The 16,857-nt window shown below is 62.3% G+C and carries 17 protein-coding genes and 1 tRNA gene; 2 read left to right on the top strand and 16 right to left on the bottom strand.

What is annotated here, in order from left to right; genetic code table 11:
• Positions 1-354: 354 nt before the first annotated feature.
• Positions 355-1,602 (top strand): glycosyltransferase family 2 protein, encoded by a 1,248-nt coding sequence (locus AC3WVQ_RS01275; RefSeq protein WP_089043372.1) that lies wholly within the window; start codon positions 355-357, stop codon positions 1,600-1,602.
• A gap of 105 nt (positions 1,603-1,707) precedes the next feature.
• Here the strand turns inward: AC3WVQ_RS01275 and AC3WVQ_RS01270 are convergent, their stop codons facing one another.
• The 7 genes from AC3WVQ_RS01270 to AC3WVQ_RS01240 form a co-directional block, all read right to left on the bottom strand.
• Entirely contained in the window at positions 1,708-1,929 is a 222-nt protein-coding gene (locus AC3WVQ_RS01270; RefSeq protein WP_090294984.1) for a hypothetical protein, read from the bottom strand.
• 255 nt (positions 1,930-2,184) lie between these two features.
• A complete protein-coding gene (locus AC3WVQ_RS01265) occupies positions 2,185-3,948 on the bottom strand; it encodes a flagellin N-terminal helical domain-containing protein (protein ID WP_090294985.1) in 1,764 nt (587 codons plus the stop codon).
• A 177-nt stretch (positions 3,949-4,125) separates the two neighbouring features.
• Positions 4,126-5,172, bottom strand: coding sequence for an acyltransferase family protein (locus AC3WVQ_RS01260; protein WP_034796993.1), 1,047 nt, complete (start codon positions 5,170-5,172; stop codon positions 4,126-4,128).
• Positions 5,173-5,369: 197 nt separating this feature from the next.
• On the bottom strand, positions 5,370-6,875 hold the full coding sequence (locus tag AC3WVQ_RS01255; RefSeq protein WP_034796995.1) for a tripartite tricarboxylate transporter permease: 1,506 nt from the start codon (positions 6,873-6,875) through the stop codon (positions 5,370-5,372).
• A 1-nt stretch (position 6,876) separates the two neighbouring features.
• Entirely contained in the window at positions 6,877-7,398 is a 522-nt protein-coding gene (locus AC3WVQ_RS01250) for a tripartite tricarboxylate transporter TctB family protein (RefSeq protein WP_082566601.1), read from the bottom strand.
• Between the two features lies 1 nt (position 7,399).
• The gene (locus tag AC3WVQ_RS01245; protein WP_244546723.1) at positions 7,400-8,380 is read right to left on the bottom strand and encodes a Bug family tripartite tricarboxylate transporter substrate binding protein; all 981 of its coding nucleotides are present in this window, start codon (positions 8,378-8,380) and stop codon (positions 7,400-7,402) included.
• Between the two features lie 54 nt (positions 8,381-8,434).
• Positions 8,435-9,505: a 4-oxalomesaconate tautomerase gene (locus tag AC3WVQ_RS01240; RefSeq protein WP_090294987.1), complete on the bottom strand. Its 1,071-nt coding sequence runs from the start codon at positions 9,503-9,505 to the stop codon at positions 8,435-8,437.
• 98 nt (positions 9,506-9,603) lie between these two features.
• Here AC3WVQ_RS01240 and AC3WVQ_RS01235 point away from each other — a divergent pair, with 98 nt between their 5' ends.
• Positions 9,604-10,503, top strand: a complete 900-nt coding sequence (locus tag AC3WVQ_RS01235; RefSeq protein ID WP_034796999.1) for a LysR family transcriptional regulator — start codon at positions 9,604-9,606, stop codon at positions 10,501-10,503.
• 78 nt (positions 10,504-10,581) lie between these two features.
• Here AC3WVQ_RS01235 and AC3WVQ_RS01230 read toward each other — a convergent pair.
• The 9 genes from AC3WVQ_RS01230 to murA form a co-directional block, all read right to left on the bottom strand.
• A tRNA-Phe gene (locus AC3WVQ_RS01230) sits at positions 10,582-10,657 on the bottom strand.
• A 341-nt stretch (positions 10,658-10,998) separates the two neighbouring features.
• Positions 10,999-11,247 (bottom strand): DNA gyrase inhibitor YacG, encoded by a 249-nt coding sequence (gene yacG, locus AC3WVQ_RS01225; RefSeq protein ID WP_051659366.1) that lies wholly within the window; start codon positions 11,245-11,247, stop codon positions 10,999-11,001.
• Entirely contained in the window at positions 11,216-11,836 is a 621-nt protein-coding gene (locus tag AC3WVQ_RS01220; RefSeq protein WP_034797002.1) for a Maf-like protein, read from the bottom strand. The genes yacG and AC3WVQ_RS01220 overlap by 32 nt, the downstream gene beginning before the upstream one ends.
• A 147-nt stretch (positions 11,837-11,983) precedes the next feature.
• Positions 11,984-12,202, bottom strand: coding sequence for a translation initiation factor IF-1 (infA, locus tag AC3WVQ_RS01215; RefSeq protein ID WP_004435948.1), 219 nt, complete (start codon positions 12,200-12,202; stop codon positions 11,984-11,986).
• A 271-nt stretch (positions 12,203-12,473) separates the two neighbouring features.
• Complete coding sequence (locus tag AC3WVQ_RS01210; protein WP_034797006.1) at positions 12,474-12,941, bottom strand: arsenate-mycothiol transferase ArsC; 468 nt, start codon at positions 12,939-12,941, stop codon at positions 12,474-12,476.
• A 14-nt stretch (positions 12,942-12,955) separates the two neighbouring features.
• Positions 12,956-13,432 carry a UPF0262 family protein gene (locus tag AC3WVQ_RS01205; protein WP_034797007.1) on the bottom strand — a complete coding sequence of 159 codons (477 nt, stop codon included), beginning with the start codon at positions 13,430-13,432 and terminating at the stop codon, positions 12,956-12,958.
• Positions 13,429-14,733: a histidinol dehydrogenase gene (gene hisD / locus AC3WVQ_RS01200; RefSeq protein WP_060522280.1), complete on the bottom strand. Its 1,305-nt coding sequence runs from the start codon at positions 14,731-14,733 to the stop codon at positions 13,429-13,431. The genes AC3WVQ_RS01205 and hisD overlap by 4 nt, the downstream gene beginning before the upstream one ends.
• Before the next feature lie 43 nt (positions 14,734-14,776).
• The gene (locus AC3WVQ_RS01195; RefSeq protein WP_034797590.1) at positions 14,777-15,217 is read right to left on the bottom strand and encodes a DUF2948 family protein; all 441 of its coding nucleotides are present in this window, start codon (positions 15,215-15,217) and stop codon (positions 14,777-14,779) included.
• Positions 15,218-15,323: 106 nt separating this feature from the next.
• Positions 15,324-16,616, bottom strand: coding sequence for a UDP-N-acetylglucosamine 1-carboxyvinyltransferase (gene murA / locus AC3WVQ_RS01190; protein ID WP_060522281.1), 1,293 nt, complete (start codon positions 16,614-16,616; stop codon positions 15,324-15,326).
• Between the last annotated feature and the right edge of the window lie 241 nt (positions 16,617-16,857).

Genomic DNA, 16,857 nt, shown 5'->3' with positions numbered 1-16,857 from the left:
TGCTCTGCCATATCGTACACCCTTACCTCGGCTCCATCGGAACGAACGCGACGGCGTATCCCGTCCGGCAGCTCCGGTCCGTCGCACAAGGGGCGGCGTGAGCCTGATCCGAGAGTGCGCCAGCATGGTTAACAAAGCGTTAACTGCGCTCGACCGGCGCCGAGAGGGGGCCGACATCGCCTATCCAAGACAAGGCTCACACAAGATCGAAGCGGAATAAGGAATGTGCAGGGGGCGTTCCCTGTATGCGCGGGACACCTGCGCCGTGCGGGCAGCGCCAGGGCTGGCGATGCGGGCAACGGCAACGTCCGAAGAGACTGGAAACCGCGCGAGAAAAGCACCATGGAGAGGCGCGTGAGCCAGGTTAAGCTGAGCATTTGCATTCCAACCTACAATCGCGCAGCCTTTCTCGAGAAGTCGCTCGCCTATTTCGTCGACCTTTACCAATTCTCCTATAAGTACGAGATCATCATCTCCGACAACGCGTCTACGGACGACACGCGCGACGTGGCCGAGCGTTTCATCGCCAAGGGCCTGCCGATCCGCTACCTCAGGCAGGCGGAAAACTACGGTTCCGGCGCCAACGTCGTCAGCGCCTTCAGCCGCGCGACCGGCGAATATGTGCTCTATCTCGCCGACGACGACATCCTGATCAACGAAGGCATGCGCGAGGCGATCCGCTACCTGGATCTCAATCCGGAAGTCACCGCTTGCTACGCGCCCTGGTACACGCATGACGAAGTCGAGGAGCGCGATGATCCGCCGTTCTACATCGTCGACAAGGACACGAAGTTCAAGAAGCGCGCTTCAGAGGAAGTGTTCGACTTCCTCTGCGAGCGACACGTGTTTCCGGAAATCGGCATCTACCGGGCGTCGGCACTACGGTCGGCCTGGGTGCCCAGGAACTTCGCCTACTGGGCCTTCGCCTATCTCGCCCATTTTCTGGAGCAGGGCGCCGTCGCCTTCCTGAGAAAGCCGTTCTACCGACAGGTCACCCGTTCGAAGATTGCTCGCGACCGGCCGCAAGCCGGCCATGCCGACGTGCTCACCGCCTGGGACAGCTACCGCGGCGGCCTTGAATATTTCCTCTATTCCGGTGCCAAGCGCGGCGCGGTGCGGCTAACACCGGAGCGCCGGGCCTATCTCGATGCGCAGGTGAGGGATTTCACCATGCTGCGCATGACGGTCGCCCTGCGCATGTGGCTCGCGAAGAAGGACTACATCCGCGCCTATGAGCTTTATACCCGCCTGATGCTCGGCGGCTTCGAACACCATCCCGAACTGCAGCGATCAAAGGGCGTTCTGCCGCTCATGGTCGCCCTGCAGACGGTGATGTGGCACACGAACGCGGTCGCCGAGATCGATCGTCTGGTGCTGCACGGCGTCGAAGACCATGGTGCGATCGAAGAGCTGTTGCGTGACCTTGGCCTGCGCTCCCATATCGCCGTCGTTCCCGGTACAACGGAACTCACGCCGGACGAAATTGCCCGCACTGCCGTCTTCGTCACGGCCGACAGCGATCGCAAGCACTATCTTCGCAAGGGGCACCTGCCGAACCTAGTGGTCAGCGAAAGCGACATCCTCAACCACGTTCTGCTTTAAAATATAAAAGGGCGCCGCTGGCGCCCTCGTTTGTTTCGCAGGTTATGCCGGGTAGCGCGACGGGCAAAAAGGCCGCTTGACCACGCACGCCCCACGGATACCGCATTACTTGCGCATGATGCCCTTGTAATAGGCGCCGTTGCGCGGCGGTGGGCGGTTCACGACCTTGGCCTCAGGGTTGTACTTCTCGCTCTTGTGGCCTTCGTTGATGGGCGTTGTCGATACGCCCTTGTAGTAGCTTCCGCCGGCAAATGCCGGAGCAACGCCGACCACGGCGACCGTCGCAGTCACCAAAGCTGCCAGAGAGAGTGTCGCAAGTTTACGCATGTCTAATCCTCGTTGACCCGGCCGCGCCCCCGTTTTTTCCGGACGTCGCGGCCTAAATTGTGCGGCGACGAACTGCGCCGCTCAGGTCCTCCCGGGCGCCAGAATAGGCAGAAGCTGCGACACGCCTGTAACGCAGGTGACAGCCGAGGAGTCTCGGCTGGGTTAAGTTCCGGGGTCAGTCGAAGCCAGGTCGGCAGAGCCGACGATATTTTCCCCTCTTAATCGCGCCCTCCAAATCCACCTCTGCGGCTTGTCTCAGCGGAAGAGCTGCAGGATGTTCTGAGCGTTGGAGTTGGCGATCTGCAAAGCCTGAATGCCGAGCTGCTCCTGCGACTGCAAGGCCTTCAGCCGCGTCGATGTCTCGTTCATGTCGGCATCCACCAGGCGCCCGACCCCCTTGTCGATCGTCGCCATCAGCGTTTGAGCGAAGGTCGTTTGCATGTCGATGCGCGACAGCAGCGAACCGAGCGCCGCTGCACCGTCGATGGTCCGCTGCAGGACGACTTCGATGTAGTGGAGATAGGAATCGACCGATTGCGGGTTGGCCGCGATATCGACGTCAAGGAAGTTTCTGCGGGCGATCGGTTCGATGTTCACGTCAATGTTGGTGAAGCCGATAAAGGTTCCGGCACCGGATTTCCGATCGACGGCCGGATCGGACTTTATCAGGATGCCGCCTGAGCCGTTGTTCTGAATGATGGTGTTCGGCCGGGTGATGAGCGACTGAAGCACCGTCACCATCTCGTCGACCGTTTCGATCTTGCCGGTATCCTTGCCCAGCAGCGCGTTCACCTGATTGCGGTCGAAGGAATGGGTGCTGGGAGCTTCGCCGTTCACCGAAAAATTGAAGGATACGACGACGTCTTTGTAGACCTCGAACTGCTCGAACGTCAGCGTCATCTCCGATCCGCGCTCGCCGAAATCCGAGTTTTCAACGAGACCAGCTCCGCCGCCGCTCGACGTGCTGACGACCAGATTGGCGACCTCGACATAGGACCCGTCGAGGCCGGAATTCTGCTGTGTCATGAAGCCGATTTGATTGATAATGGGGGCGTAAGGCTCATAGGGGTGTCTATATGTCTTGACCGTGGCGCCGGCCCCCGCCTGCTTGACCGCGTGGTCGAGCACTGCTGCATATTGCGTGTAGTCCGATATCACGCCGTTGGCAGCGGCGCCGAGCACCGTATCGACGGTGGTGCGATCGACGGTGACCGAGGTCGTCTTTCCGGCGTGTAGCGGCAGCGAGAGACCTTGAGAGCTGCTGTCCTTGTCGACGATGACGTCAAACGTGATCTTGTCGCCCGCGTTCGAAAAACTGAGCGGCCCCGTGAAATGGAACACGAATTCGCCAGCCTGGCCCGCCCGGTTGTTGTAGTTGCTGTTGGTGGTGTAGCCGTCGACATCGACCGAGGTCACGAAGCGGATCCCGCCGACGGTCCTCAGATCCCGCGTGTCGGCCTGCAGGATGCCGCCGCCGGTGCTGTTGAACAGCGAGGAGTCCCGCAGGAAAAAGTCGGCCGTGTTCAGCGACACGCCGTTTCGGGCGTCTCTCGAAAACGAGGAGGCGACGGACGTGCGATTCAGATCGCTGTCATAGATGTCGGAGACATTGGTTCTCAGCCAGTTCTGTCCGCTGAAGCTCGCCGAATCCACGATGCTCAGGATCTGCTGCTTGAGCTGGTCGAGCTCCTTCTGGAGCTTGCCCTTGTCGACGCCGGGCTCCCTCGCCGTCACCAGCCTGGCCTTGAACTCGCTGAGAATACCGGTAACGGCATCCATCGCCGCATAGGCCGTCTCGACCTTGGCCGCTCCCAGCCCGAGCGCGTCCTGGACCGCAGACACGGCCTTGGCGTCGGAGCGCATGGTTGTCGAGATCGACCAATAGGCGGCGTTGTCGGCCGCCGTCTGAATTCTCAGGCCCGAGTTCAGTTGCCCGCGGACCTGAGCCATGTCGGAGTTAATCGTACGCAGAGTCTGGAGCGCAGAAATCGCTCCAGCGTTCGTGAGAATGCTGACCATATTAGTGACATCTTAAAATTGAAAAATGCCCTTCATGGGCCGCTGTGATTGTGGCGATACAACCAAATACGTGGTTAACACCGACTTAAGAAACCTCGCCTCGGGGCGCAAATATTGCGTCAGCCCTTCCGATGGTTGGCAATAATTGCGCCCTTGCTCCTCGCCCTGCAGGCGGGGTCAGGCACGCTCGGCCGCCAGCGGCACCGGTTGGGTTACGGGGAACAAGGCTTTCAGGGCGTCGAAGTGCTTTTCCACCAGATGCCAGGAAATCGTCGCGACGATGACCGTGATGGTGCTCATGATGAGGAACGTCATCGGCCCCGCCCTGTAGAGCGCCGGCCACTGTTCGGCGACCAGCCACCAGAGCGCCATGTGGTACACATAGGTCGCGTAACTGACGCGGCTGAGGAAGCGCGTGACGGGGTTTGCCAGGAGATAGGCCGACACGCCCTTGTATCCGATGTAGGAACTCAGAACGATCGAGGCCAGCGCGTAGATGCAAAGCAACTTATAGGTTTCCGAATGGCCGAACTTGAAACCGACGAAGAGAGGCGACGCGATGATCGCGACAGACGCGAGGTTGTTGAGCTTGCTCGTCAGAACCGCCCGCACATCGGCATTGTCCTTGACCAGCGCCAGGATCGCCCCTGCCGCCACCGGGTCAAAGGCAAGAACGATGTTTGACCAGGCGAGAAGACCGAGCTCGTCGCTATAGGTTCGGGCGATCACCGACATCGTGAAGATGAGGACATAGGCCACGAAAATATGCCGCCGGCTCAGGAAGATGATGATCAGCGGAGCGGTAAGGTAGAACTGCTCGACGATGTTGAGGCTCCAGAGATGCGCGGCAACCCAGGGCTCCCAGTCCTGGGTGATGGCGAAATACAGGCTCGACATCTGAAACGTGTGCCACGCCAGGCTGTTGCGTATGCCATCCATGTTGAACAGTGCCGCCACGAACAGCATCAGGAACAGCGCCGGGAGCAGGCGAAGCGAGCGGCGAATGTAGAAATTGGTGACGTTGATCGTTGCCTGGGTGTCTTTTGCCGACAGCAGGATCACCCCGATCAAGAAGCCGCTGATGATGAAGAAGAGTGAAACTCGAACAGATTCAAGTGTGGGATGCTCGTTCCAGTAATGAACGTACAATACCCCCGTCATGGCGATCACGCGAAGCCCGTCAATTTGCTCCCGCCTGTCGCCGCGCGCTCCCGTCGCAGCCATTCCTTTGTCCCCGCAGGATCTATTACTTAAATTATTTCTACTTAAGAATATCCTTGGAGATTACGCCGCTTCCGCGCACTTGTGAAGAGGAGCGATGTTCTTGACCGATCGGCGACGATACCTCGCGCGCCTGCCCGAAAACAGAAAGGCCACGGGCGCGGCGTGCCCGTGGCCTTTCCAACGTTTAGAAGCAACCCTTAGGCTTCCTTGAAGACCTCGTCGCGGTTTCGCCGCATCGACGGCGAGATGGCGATCACAAGCGCCATGACGGCGATCGCCAGCAGAATTGCCGACAGCGGCGATTGCAGGAAGGTCAGCGGGCTGCCGCCGGAGATAATCAGCGACTGGCGCAGCTTCTCCTCTAGCAAGCGGCCCAGCACGAAGCCTAGCGCCAGCGGCGCAGGCTCGAATTCGAGCTTGTAGAGGGCGTAGCCGATGATCCCGAACAGGGCGGCCATCATTACCTGGGCCGCATCGTTGGCGATCGAGTAGAGGCCGATGCAGCAGAAGCAGACGATGGCCGGAAACAGGAGGCGATAGGGCACGCGCAGCAGCTTCACCCACAGACCGATCAGCGGCAGGTTGATGATGACCAGCATGAGGTTGCCGATCCACATCGAGGCGATGAGCCCCCAGAACAGTTCCGGATTGCGCTCGATCACCTGTGGCCCGGGCACGATGCCCTGGATCATCATCGCGCCCACCATCAGCGCCATCACCGCATTCGGCGGCAGGCCGAGGGTGAGAAGCGGGATGAACGAGGTCTGCGCGCCGGCATTGTTGGCGCTTTCCGGGCCGGCGACGGCCGCCGGTGCGCCATGCCCGAAGTCCTGCGGCCGCTTCGACATACGCTTTTCCACCGCATAGCTGGCAAAGGGGCCGAGGATCGCGCCGTTGCCCGGCAGAACGCCAAGGACAGAGCCGAGGAAGGTGCCGCGCAGGATCGGCGGGAAGTTATCCTTCAGCTCCTTCAGCGTCGGCCACAGGCGGCCGATGCGGCTGCGCACGACATCGCGGGATTCCGGATCGGCAAGGTTCTTGAAGATCTCGCCGAAGCCGAAGATGCCCATGGCCAGCACGACGAATTCGATGCCGTCCTGGAGCATTTCAAGGCCGAAGGTCATGCGCTCGCGACCCGTTTCCATATCGGCGCCGACACAGGAGAGCAGCACGCCGATGAGGATCATCGAAACCGCCTTCAGAAGCGAACCGTGCGCCAGCACGACGGCAAAAACGAGGCCCATGATCATCAGCGAAAAATACTCGGTCGGGCCGAAGAGAAGGCCCATGCGCGTCATCGGAACGCCGAGAGCGGCAATCACGATGGTGGCAACCGTGCCGGCAAAGAACGAACCGATCGCCGCCAGGCCGAGCGCAAGCCCCGCCTGGCCCTTCTGGGCCATCTTGTGGCCGTCGATGGCGGTGACGACCGCGGTCGCTTCCCCGGGAATGTTGACGAGGATCGCCGTGGTCGAGCCGCCGTACTGGGCGCCGTAATAGATGCCGGCGAGCATGATCAGCGAGCCGGTCGGATCGAGCGAGAGGGTGACCGGCAGCAGGATCGCGATTGTGGCAACCGGGCCGACGCCGGGCAACACGCCCACCAGCGTGCCGATGAGACAGCCGATGAAGCAGAGCGCGATGTTCTGCAGGGTGAACGCCACGGTCATGCCGAGGCCGAGATTGATAAAGACGTCCAGCATCTCAGTATCCTAGAAGCCAGGGCGCAACGGGAACCGAAAGCCCGAGCGCATAGCGAAAGAGGCCGATGCAGAAGGCTGTTAGCACGGCGGCAAAGACAAGAAGTTCGCCAAGGCGCGCATCGCGCGCGGCCAGGCCGGAAGCGACGACCGCCAGCGGACAGGCGATCGAGAGGCCGAGACCAGGAATGGTAACCGGACCGAGATGATAGCCACGCACCGTAACGGCAAAGAGAACGACGCCGAGGATGACGGGGATCGTCTCGCGGATCGCCCAGCGGCCGGTCGAAGGCCCCGGATCCTTTCGGCTCAGCACCAGTTGCAGGAGCCCGAGCCCCAGGATGACGAGGGAAAGCAGCCGCGGCATCAGCCCCGAGCCGACGCCTTCCGAGGTCATGAAGGGCAGATCGGAGCCGGCCCACAGGCCAAGCCCGCCGAGGCCGACCAGCACGATGCCGGCAAGCCTCTCCCGGCCGAGCCCTCCCGCGGAGGGCTCGGTTTCAGTGTTCGTGGACGTGGCTTCCATCTTACTCGACCTTGATGTCGGCCGCTTTCACCACGTCGCCCCAGCGCGCGCGCTCCTTGGCCATGAAATCGGCAAAGGCCTGGGGGCCCATGGAGGACGGCACGGCGCCGTCGTTCTTCAGCTTGTCGAGCACGTCGGCATCGCTGAGCGTCTCGGTCGTCGCCGCCTCGAGCTTCGACTTTACGTCCGCCGGCATGCCCTTCGGACCGACGAGGCCATACCAGGCCGAGGCCGTGTAGCCCGGAACGCCGGCTTCAATGGCGGTCGGCACATCCGGCAGGCTCGCAAAGCGCTTGTCGCCGGTGACGGCAAGCGCCTTCAGCGTGCCGCTCTCGATCAGCCCGATCGCCGAGGGAATGGTGGTGACCATGAAGTCAATGTGGCCGCCGACGAGGTCGTTCACCGCCGGGCCTGCGCCCTTGTAAGGAACGTGCCTGACCTTGATGCCGGCGGTCTGGCCGAGCAGCAGCGCGCCGAGATGGCTGGCCGAGGCGTTGCCGGCCGAACCATAGACCAGTTCGCCGGACTTGGCCGCCTCGACCAGTTCGCCGAGCGTGTTGACCTTGAGTGATGGTCCGACAACGACGACGAGGGACGCATCCGCGATCATCGCGATCGGATCGAGGTCCGTGCCCGGATCGGCCTTCAGCTTGAAGATATGCGGGTTGACGACCATCGGGCCCTGATTGCCGATCAGCAGGGTGTAGCCGTCGGGATCAGCCGCAGCGGCGACTTCGGTTCCAAGGTTGGCGGCGGCACCCGGCCGGTTTTCGACGATGACGCGACCGCCGAGCGCCTTTTCAAGCCGCGCGGCAAAGACGCGGGCGATGGCATCTGTGCCGCCGCCGGCGGCATAGGAAACCACCAGCGTGATCGGCTTGGACGGATAGGCTTCCTGCGCCATCACAGGGGCTGCGACCGACATGGTCATGGCGGCCCCGCACAGGGCCAGGGCGACGCGACGGGTAAATTTCATGGGCATTTTGTTCTCCTCCCAGTTCGTTAATGCATTCGCGACACGTTGCTCTGCAAGACCCTAAGCGTCTTTGCGAACAAGAGCCGCACCTTCAAACAGCCGACGCGTGGTGCGCATCACAGACACAGTCGGGCTATTGTCTCCTATGGCCTTCTCGACCCTTACCCGCAGTTCACCGGTCGGGTGCTCGAAGGCGAGCGTCGCCGGCAGCGAAAGCTCCGGAAAACGCCGACCCACCAGGCCGGTCGGGATCGTTGCCGCCAAACCGAGGCTTACGGCACCGGTCGTTGCAAGCGCGGTGTGGCAATTGGCGGGCGTGAAATAGCGTACGGCCAGATCGCCGCCGTTCGCGGGCGCCCCGATCAGCACCGGCTTCGGCAGAACCGACTGGCTGACATCCCCCATCCCCATCAGCCTTCCGGCCTCCCGCCGGATTTCCTCGAGCCGGGCCATGAAATCCGTATCGGCGTCGAAAGCTGCAGCGGGCTCCGAGCCGCTGTAGCCCATATCCTCCGCGGTGATGATCACCACCGGCGTTGCGCCGTCCAGCAGCGTCACTTCAAGACCGAGAATGACATCGGTCGCCTTGCCGCTCGGCAGCAGTCGGCCGGTCTTGGCGCCGATCGCATCGCGAAAGGCCAGATAGACAGGGGCGGCCTTGCCCGGCACGCCGTCGATGGCGGCCTCTCCCTGATAGGCGATCGCGCCGCCGGGGGTCTGAATGCGGGCGTCGATGATCTTGCCGGTGTTGACGTTGTGAACCTTGATGACCGTTTCGTCGCCGGTCGGCAGAACCAGGCCGGCCTCGATGGCGAAAGGGCCGACGGCCGAGAGCATGTTGCCGCAGTTCGGCGCCGTATCGACGCTGCGCTCCAGCACCTTCACCTGGGCGAAGAGATAATCGACATCAGCTTCCGGACGGCTCGACGGACCGACGATCGCGACCTTGCTCGTCAGCGAGTTGCCGCCGCCGAGACCGTCGATCTGCAGCGGGTGGCCGGAGCCCATGATTTCGATCAGCAGGCGGTCGCGCTCGACGGGATCAGCCGGAAGATCGCGAGACAGAAAAAACGGTCCCTTCGACGTTCCGCCGCGCATCATCACGCAGGGTATCCTGATCAAGTCATCCATTCCGCATGCTCCTTCGAACCGGCCGCAACCGGCTGATCGGAGGGATCTCACGGATCAAATCTGTTGTGAAATGCAAAGAATGGCGTAATTATTCCGATATGCGCAATAATTTCGAATTCCTCGACCTCAAGGCTTTTCTCGCCGTACTCGACCTCGGCTCGTTCAACGAAGCTGCCCGCCAGCTCAATCTTTCACAACCTGCGCTTTCACGGCGGATCAAGGGCTTTGAAGCCTCCGTCGGCGCGCAGTTGATCGAACGCACGACCCGGCACGTGGCGCCGACGCAGGTCGGGCGGGAGCTTCTGCCACTGGTCAGGCGTCTGGTCGACGAATTCGAGGAATCGATCCTCTCGATCAGCGACCTCGGTGGGCGACACCGCGCCCAGGTCACCATCGCCTCGGTCCCGACCGCGGCCTTCTATTTTCTTCCCAGGGTTGTGCAATCCTTCAACGAGAAATTCCCGGGCATCCGCTTCCGAATCCTCGATCTCTCGGCCAATGAGGGGCTTGATGCGGTCGCCAACGGCGAGGTCGAATTCGGCATCAACATCACTGGGGCGGCGCGCCCTGATCTCAGCTTCACGCCGCTCGTCGACGACCCGTTCGTGCTCGCCTGCCGCCGCGATCATCCGCTGGCGACCTCGAAGCAACTGACCTGGGCGGATCTGACCGGCCACCCGCTCATCGGCGTCAGCAAGACCAGCGGCAACCGTGCCGTGCTCGACCGGGCGCTGACAACGGCCCAGGTGCAGCTCAACTGGTTCTACGAGGTCAACCACCTCTCGACCTCGCTCGGCCTCGTCGAGGCGGGCCTCGGCATCTCCGTGATGCCGCGGCTGGCCACACCCCAGGTCGAACACCCTGTTATCGCCACCGTGCCGCTGACCGCCCCCACCGTCAGCCGCACCATCGGCCTTGTCGAACGCCGCGGCGGCAGACTATCACCGGCCGCCATCCGCTTTCGCGAGATGTTGGTGCAGGAGTGGACGACGTATTGAAGGAGCGCAGCCGCACAGCGGACGCAAGGAAACGACACGGCAGCGCTTGAAGGAACCAAGATCTTCGAGAAGAAAGAATGGTGCCCGGAGGCGGATTTGAACCACCGACACGCGGATTTTCAATCCGCTGCTCTACCAACTGAGCTATCCGGGCATCCTGCCGTTTCGGGCATCGGCTCCTTTCGGAACCATCGGGGCGCTTGTGTTTGCCCCGGGAACGAGCGGGGTTATAGCATCTTGTTCGGCGGTGTCCAGCGCCAAATGAAAGTTTTTTGACCGAAATCCTGTGGACAATCGAAACGCCGAAAAAGCGAGGAGTTTCAGAGAGATCGCATCCTCTCCCTGGTCCATTTTTCGTGGAAAGTGGCCGTTGGAAGCCGAAAAAGATGATCGCCCGCACCCGGTGACGCGCGAGGATCTTCGAGGCGTCGTTCGCGGCAAAGAGGATGCGGGGAAGGAAAAGCCGGACCGGCGGGTCCGGCCGCAGCGGTACGCCTAGCGGTCGTCGCCGTCGTCGGCCTTCGCCTCGTCGTCGGCGACCGGAATAGCGTAGGAGCCGGAGAGCCAGCGATTGAGGTCGACGTTGCGGCAGCGGTCGGAGCAGAAGGGATAGTGTTCCCGATGCGACGGCCGGCCACATTCCGGACACGGGCGCGGTGCACGCAGGGGCGCAACGTTCGAAGCGCTTTTCTTCGTTTCGTCGGTCACTCGTTCAGCCTTCCAGCCAACGATTGTGCACGTCATAGCCTTCGCCGACAAGCAGGCTGACGGTTTCGTAAAGCGGCAGGCCAACGACGTTGCTGTAGGAGCCGACGAGCTTGACCACGAAGCTGCCGGCGATGCCCTGGATGCCGTAGCCGCCCGCCTTGCCGCGCCATTGGCCCGAGGCGAGATAGCTCTCGATATCGAAACCGGACAGGCGCTTGAAGCGCACCTTGGTGTCGACGACCTTCTGGCGCACGGTCTTGTCCGGGGTGATCAGGCAGACGCCGGTGTAGACGCGATGACTGCGGCCGGAAAGAAGATGCAGCGCGCTCGAGGCTTCGCTGACGAGTTCCGGTTTCGGCAGGATGCGGCGGCCAACGCAAACGACCGTATCGGCTGCCAGAATGTAGCTTCCGTCCCAGCCGGCCTCGCCCTTGACTGCAGCAAGCGCCGCTCGCGCCTTTTCGGCCGACAGGCGCCTTGCGAGCGAACGCGGATGTTCGGCACGCTTCGGCGTCTCATCGAGATCCATCGGCATCAGGCGCGCGGGCTCGATGCCGGCTTGCGCCAGAAGCTCGACGCGACGCGGCGAACCGGACGCAAGTATCAGTTTCTTGGCCACTGTCATCGGAACGAGCCGTCACTCCAAAGCAATTCCAGCAAAATGCGATAGGCGGTTTACGTCTGGAATTGCAATCCAACCAAAGGTTAGAGCGTTTTCGCGATTCGAAGTAGAAGCGGAAATGCTCCAGGAATTGCTAAGAGCCGGAGCGGCTTACTTGAAGCGGTAGGTGATACGGCCCTTGGTAAGGTCGTACGGGGTCATTTCAACGAGAACCTTGTCGCCGGCAAGCACGCGAATGCGGTTCTTGCGCATACGACCGGCAGTGTGAGCGATGATCTCATGCTCGTTTTCGAGCTTCACGCGGAAGGTCGCATTCGGAAGCAATTCGGTGACCACGCCCGGAAATTCAAGGACTTCTTCTTTCGCCATGTAGGACTGTTCTTTCTATCTTTGTTTAGGGAACCGTCAGGTATCCCGAAAAATTCGCCGGAAACTACACAATCGACGAGGATTTGTGAACCATCTAAGACCGGCTTTTGCGCTTTTGTGACGGGCTACTGTGCCGCGCGTCGGATCAGAAGCGCGAAGCCGCTATAGCACTTCGTACCGCTCCATGTCTCTAGTCTTAAATCGATCGAGATTTACGCCGGCATGGAAGCGACGGAGACTGCGGACCGCGCGGGGATTTTTCGCAACACTCTCAAGCGTCTTCCGACTTCCTGGAGCCGATCAACCGATGATTGATCAGCGTCGACAGGTGATCGCGCACGGCGCGGTAGGCATCGACGATCTGCTCGCGCGTGCCGGCAGCCACCGTCGGATCCGGCGTCGGCCAGTAGACCACGTCGACGGCCATGGAGCGCGTCAATTCGAGCGCCTTGTGATGCGCCTCCGGCGCCAGCGTGACGATAAGGTCGAAATAGTCATCCTCGAGTTCATCGAGCGTATGCGGCTGGTGGCGACCGAGGCTCAGGCCCACTTCGGCCATGACCACGTCGACGAAGGGGTCGCGTTCGCCATGCCGCACGCCGGCGGAGGCGACATAGGTTCCGGCCGGCAGCGCCGCCTTGGCGAGCGCTTCGGCCATCGGCGAGCGAATAGCGTTCATGCCGCACATGAAGAGGACCGAGCGGGGCATTTTCAAGCGCTGAGCCTCGGTTCCCGCCATGCCGGTCGTCGCCCTCACCCGCGCCAGTAGAGCACGCAGACGAGCGTGAACAGGCGGCGGGCGGTATCGAAGTCCAGCCGGATCTTGCCGGAGAGGCGATCCATCAGCGTCTGCGAACCCTCGTTGTGAATGCCGCGGCGCCCCATGTCGATCGCCTCGATCTGGCTCGGCGTCGCCGAGCGGATCGCTTCGTAGTAACTTTCGCAGATCATGAAGTAGTCCTTCACGATCCGGCGGAACGGCGTCAGCGACAGAATATGGGTGGCGACGTCGCTGCCCTTGTCGGTCGAGATCGCAAAGACGAGCTTGGCGTCGACGAGCGAGAGATTGAGCTTATAGGGGCCGCCTGGATGGCCGACCGGCTCGAACAGGTTTTCTTCGAGCAGGTCGAAGATCGCAACCGCGCGCTCATGCTCCACGTCAGGGGTCGAGCGGCCGATGGTCTCGTCCAGAACGACATCGCAGAGACGCTGGTTGCGGTCCGCCTTCATCCAGCGTCCCCGAGATTGAGGCGAATGGCGACGGAGCGCGCATGGGCCTCAAGGCCTTCGGATTTTGCCAGCACGATGGCCGCCGGTCCGAGGATCCGCAATTGTTCGGCATCAAGCCGCAGGATCGACGTGCGCTTCATGTAATCCAGCACGCCAAGGCCGGAGGAGAAGCGCGCGGAGCGGGCGGTCGGCAGCACGTGGTTGGAGCCGCCGACATAGTCGCCGATGACCTCGGGCGTGTGGCGACCGACGAAGATCGCGCCGGCGTTGCGGATCTTGGCCACCATCGGTTCGGGGTCGGCAAGCGCCAGCTCCAAGTGTTCGGCAGCGATGCGGTTCGCGAGCGGCACGGCCTTCTCAAGATCGGGCACGAGGATGACGGCGCCGAAATCGCGCCAGCTTGCCGACGCCGTTTCGGCGCGTGGCAGCGTTTTCAGCTGCCGCTCGACCGCGCTCTCGACCGCCTGGCCGAAATCCGCATCGTCGGTGATCAGGATCGACTGGGCGCCGACATCGTGCTCGGCCTGGGCCAAGAGATCGGCTGCGATCCAGTCCGGATCGTTGTGCTTGTCGGCAATAACAAGCACTTCGGAGGGGCCGGCGATCATGTCGATGCCGACCGTGCCGAAGACCTGGCGCTTGGCCGCAGCCACATAGGCATTGCCCGGGCCGACGATCTTGGCAACCGGTGCAATCGTCTCGGTGCCATAGGCAAGGGCGGCCACAGCCTGCGCGCCGCCGATGCGGTAGATTTCCTCGACGCCGGCAAGGCGTGCAGCAGCCAGCACCGCCGGGTTGATCTTGCCGCCGGTTGCCGGCACCACCATGACGATGCGGGACACGCCGGCAACCTTTGCCGGCAGCGCGTTCATCAGCACCGAGCTCGGATAGCTCGCGGTGCCGCCGGGCACATAGAGGCCGACGGCATCGACCGCAGTCCAGCGCGAGCCGAGGCCGACGCCCATGGCGTCCTGGTAGATATCGTCCTTCGGGCGCTGGCGGGCATGGTGCGCCTCGATGCGGGTGGCGGCGACCTTTAGCGCGCCGAGAACTTCCGGCTCGACCGCCTGGATCGCCGCATCGATCTCGGCGGCGCTGACCGCCATCGGCGTCGTCTGGAAATCGACGCCATCAAAACGCTTGGAGTATTCGGCGAGCGCCGCGTCACCGTGTGCCCGCACGTCGTCGATGATCGCCTTGACCACCGCATTGACGTCCTCGGACACCTCTCGCTTGGTCGTCAGGAATGCCGCGAACTTTTGTTCGAAGTCACCGTCGAGAAAATTGAGCCTGATTGCCAAAGGGGACGTCCTTGTATGCCAGTGTCGGTCGGGTCGATCAGCGTCAAGCGCCTTCGGGATGCTTGGGCTTGAAAGCGGTTTCCCACGCCCCGCCGGTATCCGCAAGCTGCGTTTCGATGCATTCGACGTCAAGCGCGATCGAGGCGTCGCCAGCCAGAACCAACTCCAGCGTGCCTTCCGGCCCCTCGCCCTGCAGCGCGAACTTCAGCGTCAGCAGATCGAGCACCGCCTCGCCGTCACGCCGGTCGAAGCCGACGGAGCGCACTGCATTCACACGTTTGAAGAGGAGAGCCGCACGCCGGCGCTCAAAGGAGCGGCGCTTGCCATCGGCCGTCTCCCAGACGAAGCGGTTGACGATGAGAGAAAACTGCTTGCGACGCGCGTCGTATTCCAGGCCCGAAACCTTGAACACGGCATCCTGGACGTGGGCGGAGACGACAGCGAGATCCTCCTCGTCGAGCGCCAGCAGCTTCAATCCGGTCATGCCATCCATTCCTTTCGTTTCGCCGCACATCTTGCCGTGCCACAATTGAAATGGACATAGGATGTTGCGCCTGAAACCGCAACGGTATCAGGCGCAACCGTTCAAATCAGTCGCTGACGCGCTCGACGTGCGCGCCGCACCGGGTAAGCTTCTCTTCGAGCCGCTCGAAGCCGCGGTCGAGATGATAGACGCGCGAGACCATGGTCTCGCCTTCGGCGGCTAGGCCGGCGATGACGAGCGAGACGGAGGCGCGAAGGTCGGTCGCCATGACAGGCGCGCCCTTCAGGCGGCTGACGCCCTCGATTTTCGCCGTCTGGCCGGAAAGCGAGATCTTGGCGCCGAGACGGGCGAGTTCCTGCACGTGCATGAAGCGGTTCTCGAAGATCGTCTCGGTGATGTGCGAGGTGCCCTTCGCCATGGTCATCAGACCCATGAACTGCGCCTGCAGGTCGGTCGGGAAGCCCGGGAAGGGATCAGTGACGATATCGACCGGCTTAATGCCGGCGCCGTTGCGCACGACGCGGATGCCGCTGTTGGTCTCGGTGATCTCGGCGCCAGCGCGGCGGATCGCTTCCAGCGCCGTGTCGAGCAGCGCCATGTCGGTGTCTTCGAGGATGACGTCGCCACCGGTCATGGCAACGGCCATGGCGTAGGTGCCGGTCTCGATGCGATCGGGAAGAACGCGGTGACGGGCGCCGGAGAGCGAGCGAACGCCCTCGATGGTGATCGTCGAGGTTCCCTGGCCGGTAATCTTGGCGCCCATGGCGTTCAGGCAGTTGGCGAGGTCGACGACTTCAGGCTCGCGCGCGGCGTTGCCGAGCACCGTGGTGCCGTTGGCAAGCGTCGCTGCCATCATCAGCACATGGGTGGCGCCGACCGACACCTTCGGGAAGGTGTAGCGCGCGCCGATCAGGCCGCCAGCCGGCGCCGTCGCGTTGACGTAACCGCTGTCGATCTCGATGTTGGCGGAAAGCGCCTGCAGGCCTTCGATGAAGAGATCGACCGGACGCGTGCCGATGGCGCAACCGCCCGGCAGCGATACCCGCGCCTTGCCTTCACGGGCAAGCAACGGGCCGATAACCCAGAAGCTCGCGCGCATCTTCGAGACCAACTCGTAAGGGGCGGTCGTGTCGACGATGTTGCGGCAGGTGAAATGGATGGTGCGGGCGTAGCTCTCGCCCTGGCGCTCGCGGCGACCGTTGACGGAGATATCCGCGCCATGGTTGCCGAGGATACGGATCAGCTGCTCGACGTCGGCCAGATGCGGCACGTTTTCGAGCGTCAGCGTGTCGTCGGTCAGAAGCGACGCAATCATCAGCGGCAGGGCCGCATTCTTGGCGCCCGAAATCGGGATGACGCCGTTGAGCTTGTTGCCGCCTACAATCCTGATGCGATCCATGAGGCCTCTCGAACGGGCTTGGCCCGCCTTTCCAAAATAATCCGATGTTGTCTGAAGGCGCCTCTTTAGTGGAGACGCCGCGAAATTAGAAGTGCCTTGAACGCCGCGCATCCCTTCGGACGCCTGGCGCTGTAACATTTAGGTCGCTGCACAGTTTTCCCCCGCGATCGGTCCCGATTTAACGGACCTGTGCAATCGAACGCCGATGGAGATGCCACCGGCAAATTGAGAACGAAGCGGC

Source organism: Ensifer sp. EB106-05-01-XG146, assembly GCF_058791875.1.
This window is presented reverse-complemented; position numbering and strand designations above follow the sequence as displayed.

Coding starts and splice junctions, on each gene's coding strand:
- AC3WVQ_RS01270 (WP_090294984.1), bottom strand. CDS start 1,929: ATGCGTAAACTTGCGACACTCTCTCTGGCAGCTTTGGTGACTGCGACG.
- AC3WVQ_RS01265 (WP_090294985.1), bottom strand. CDS start 3,948: ATGGTCAGCATTCTCACGAACGCTGGAGCGATTTCTGCGCTCCAGACT.
- AC3WVQ_RS01260 (WP_034796993.1), bottom strand. CDS start 5,172: ATGGCTGCGACGGGAGCGCGCGGCGACAGGCGGGAGCAAATTGACGGG.
- AC3WVQ_RS01255 (WP_034796995.1), bottom strand. CDS start 6,875: ATGCTGGACGTCTTTATCAATCTCGGCCTCGGCATGACCGTGGCGTTC.
- AC3WVQ_RS01250 (WP_082566601.1), bottom strand. CDS start 7,398: ATGGAAGCCACGTCCACGAACACTGAAACCGAGCCCTCCGCGGGAGGG.
- AC3WVQ_RS01245 (WP_244546723.1), bottom strand. CDS start 8,380: ATGCCCATGAAATTTACCCGTCGCGTCGCCCTGGCCCTGTGCGGGGCC.
- AC3WVQ_RS01240 (WP_090294987.1), bottom strand. CDS start 9,505: ATGGATGACTTGATCAGGATACCCTGCGTGATGATGCGCGGCGGAACG.
- AC3WVQ_RS01235 (WP_034796999.1), top strand. CDS start 9,604: ATGCGCAATAATTTCGAATTCCTCGACCTCAAGGCTTTTCTCGCCGTA.
- yacG (WP_051659366.1), bottom strand. CDS start 11,247: ATGACGTGCACAATCGTTGGCTGGAAGGCTGAACGAGTGACCGACGAA.
- AC3WVQ_RS01220 (WP_034797002.1), bottom strand. CDS start 11,836: ATGACAGTGGCCAAGAAACTGATACTTGCGTCCGGTTCGCCGCGTCGC.
- infA (WP_004435948.1), bottom strand. CDS start 12,202: ATGGCGAAAGAAGAAGTCCTTGAATTTCCGGGCGTGGTCACCGAATTG.
- AC3WVQ_RS01210 (WP_034797006.1), bottom strand. CDS start 12,941: ATGGCGGGAACCGAGGCTCAGCGCTTGAAAATGCCCCGCTCGGTCCTC.
- AC3WVQ_RS01205 (WP_034797007.1), bottom strand. CDS start 13,432: ATGAAGGCGGACCGCAACCAGCGTCTCTGCGATGTCGTTCTGGACGAG.
- AC3WVQ_RS01195 (WP_034797590.1), bottom strand. CDS start 15,217: ATGACCGGATTGAAGCTGCTGGCGCTCGACGAGGAGGATCTCGCTGTC.
- murA (WP_060522281.1), bottom strand. CDS start 16,616: ATGGATCGCATCAGGATTGTAGGCGGCAACAAGCTCAACGGCGTCATC.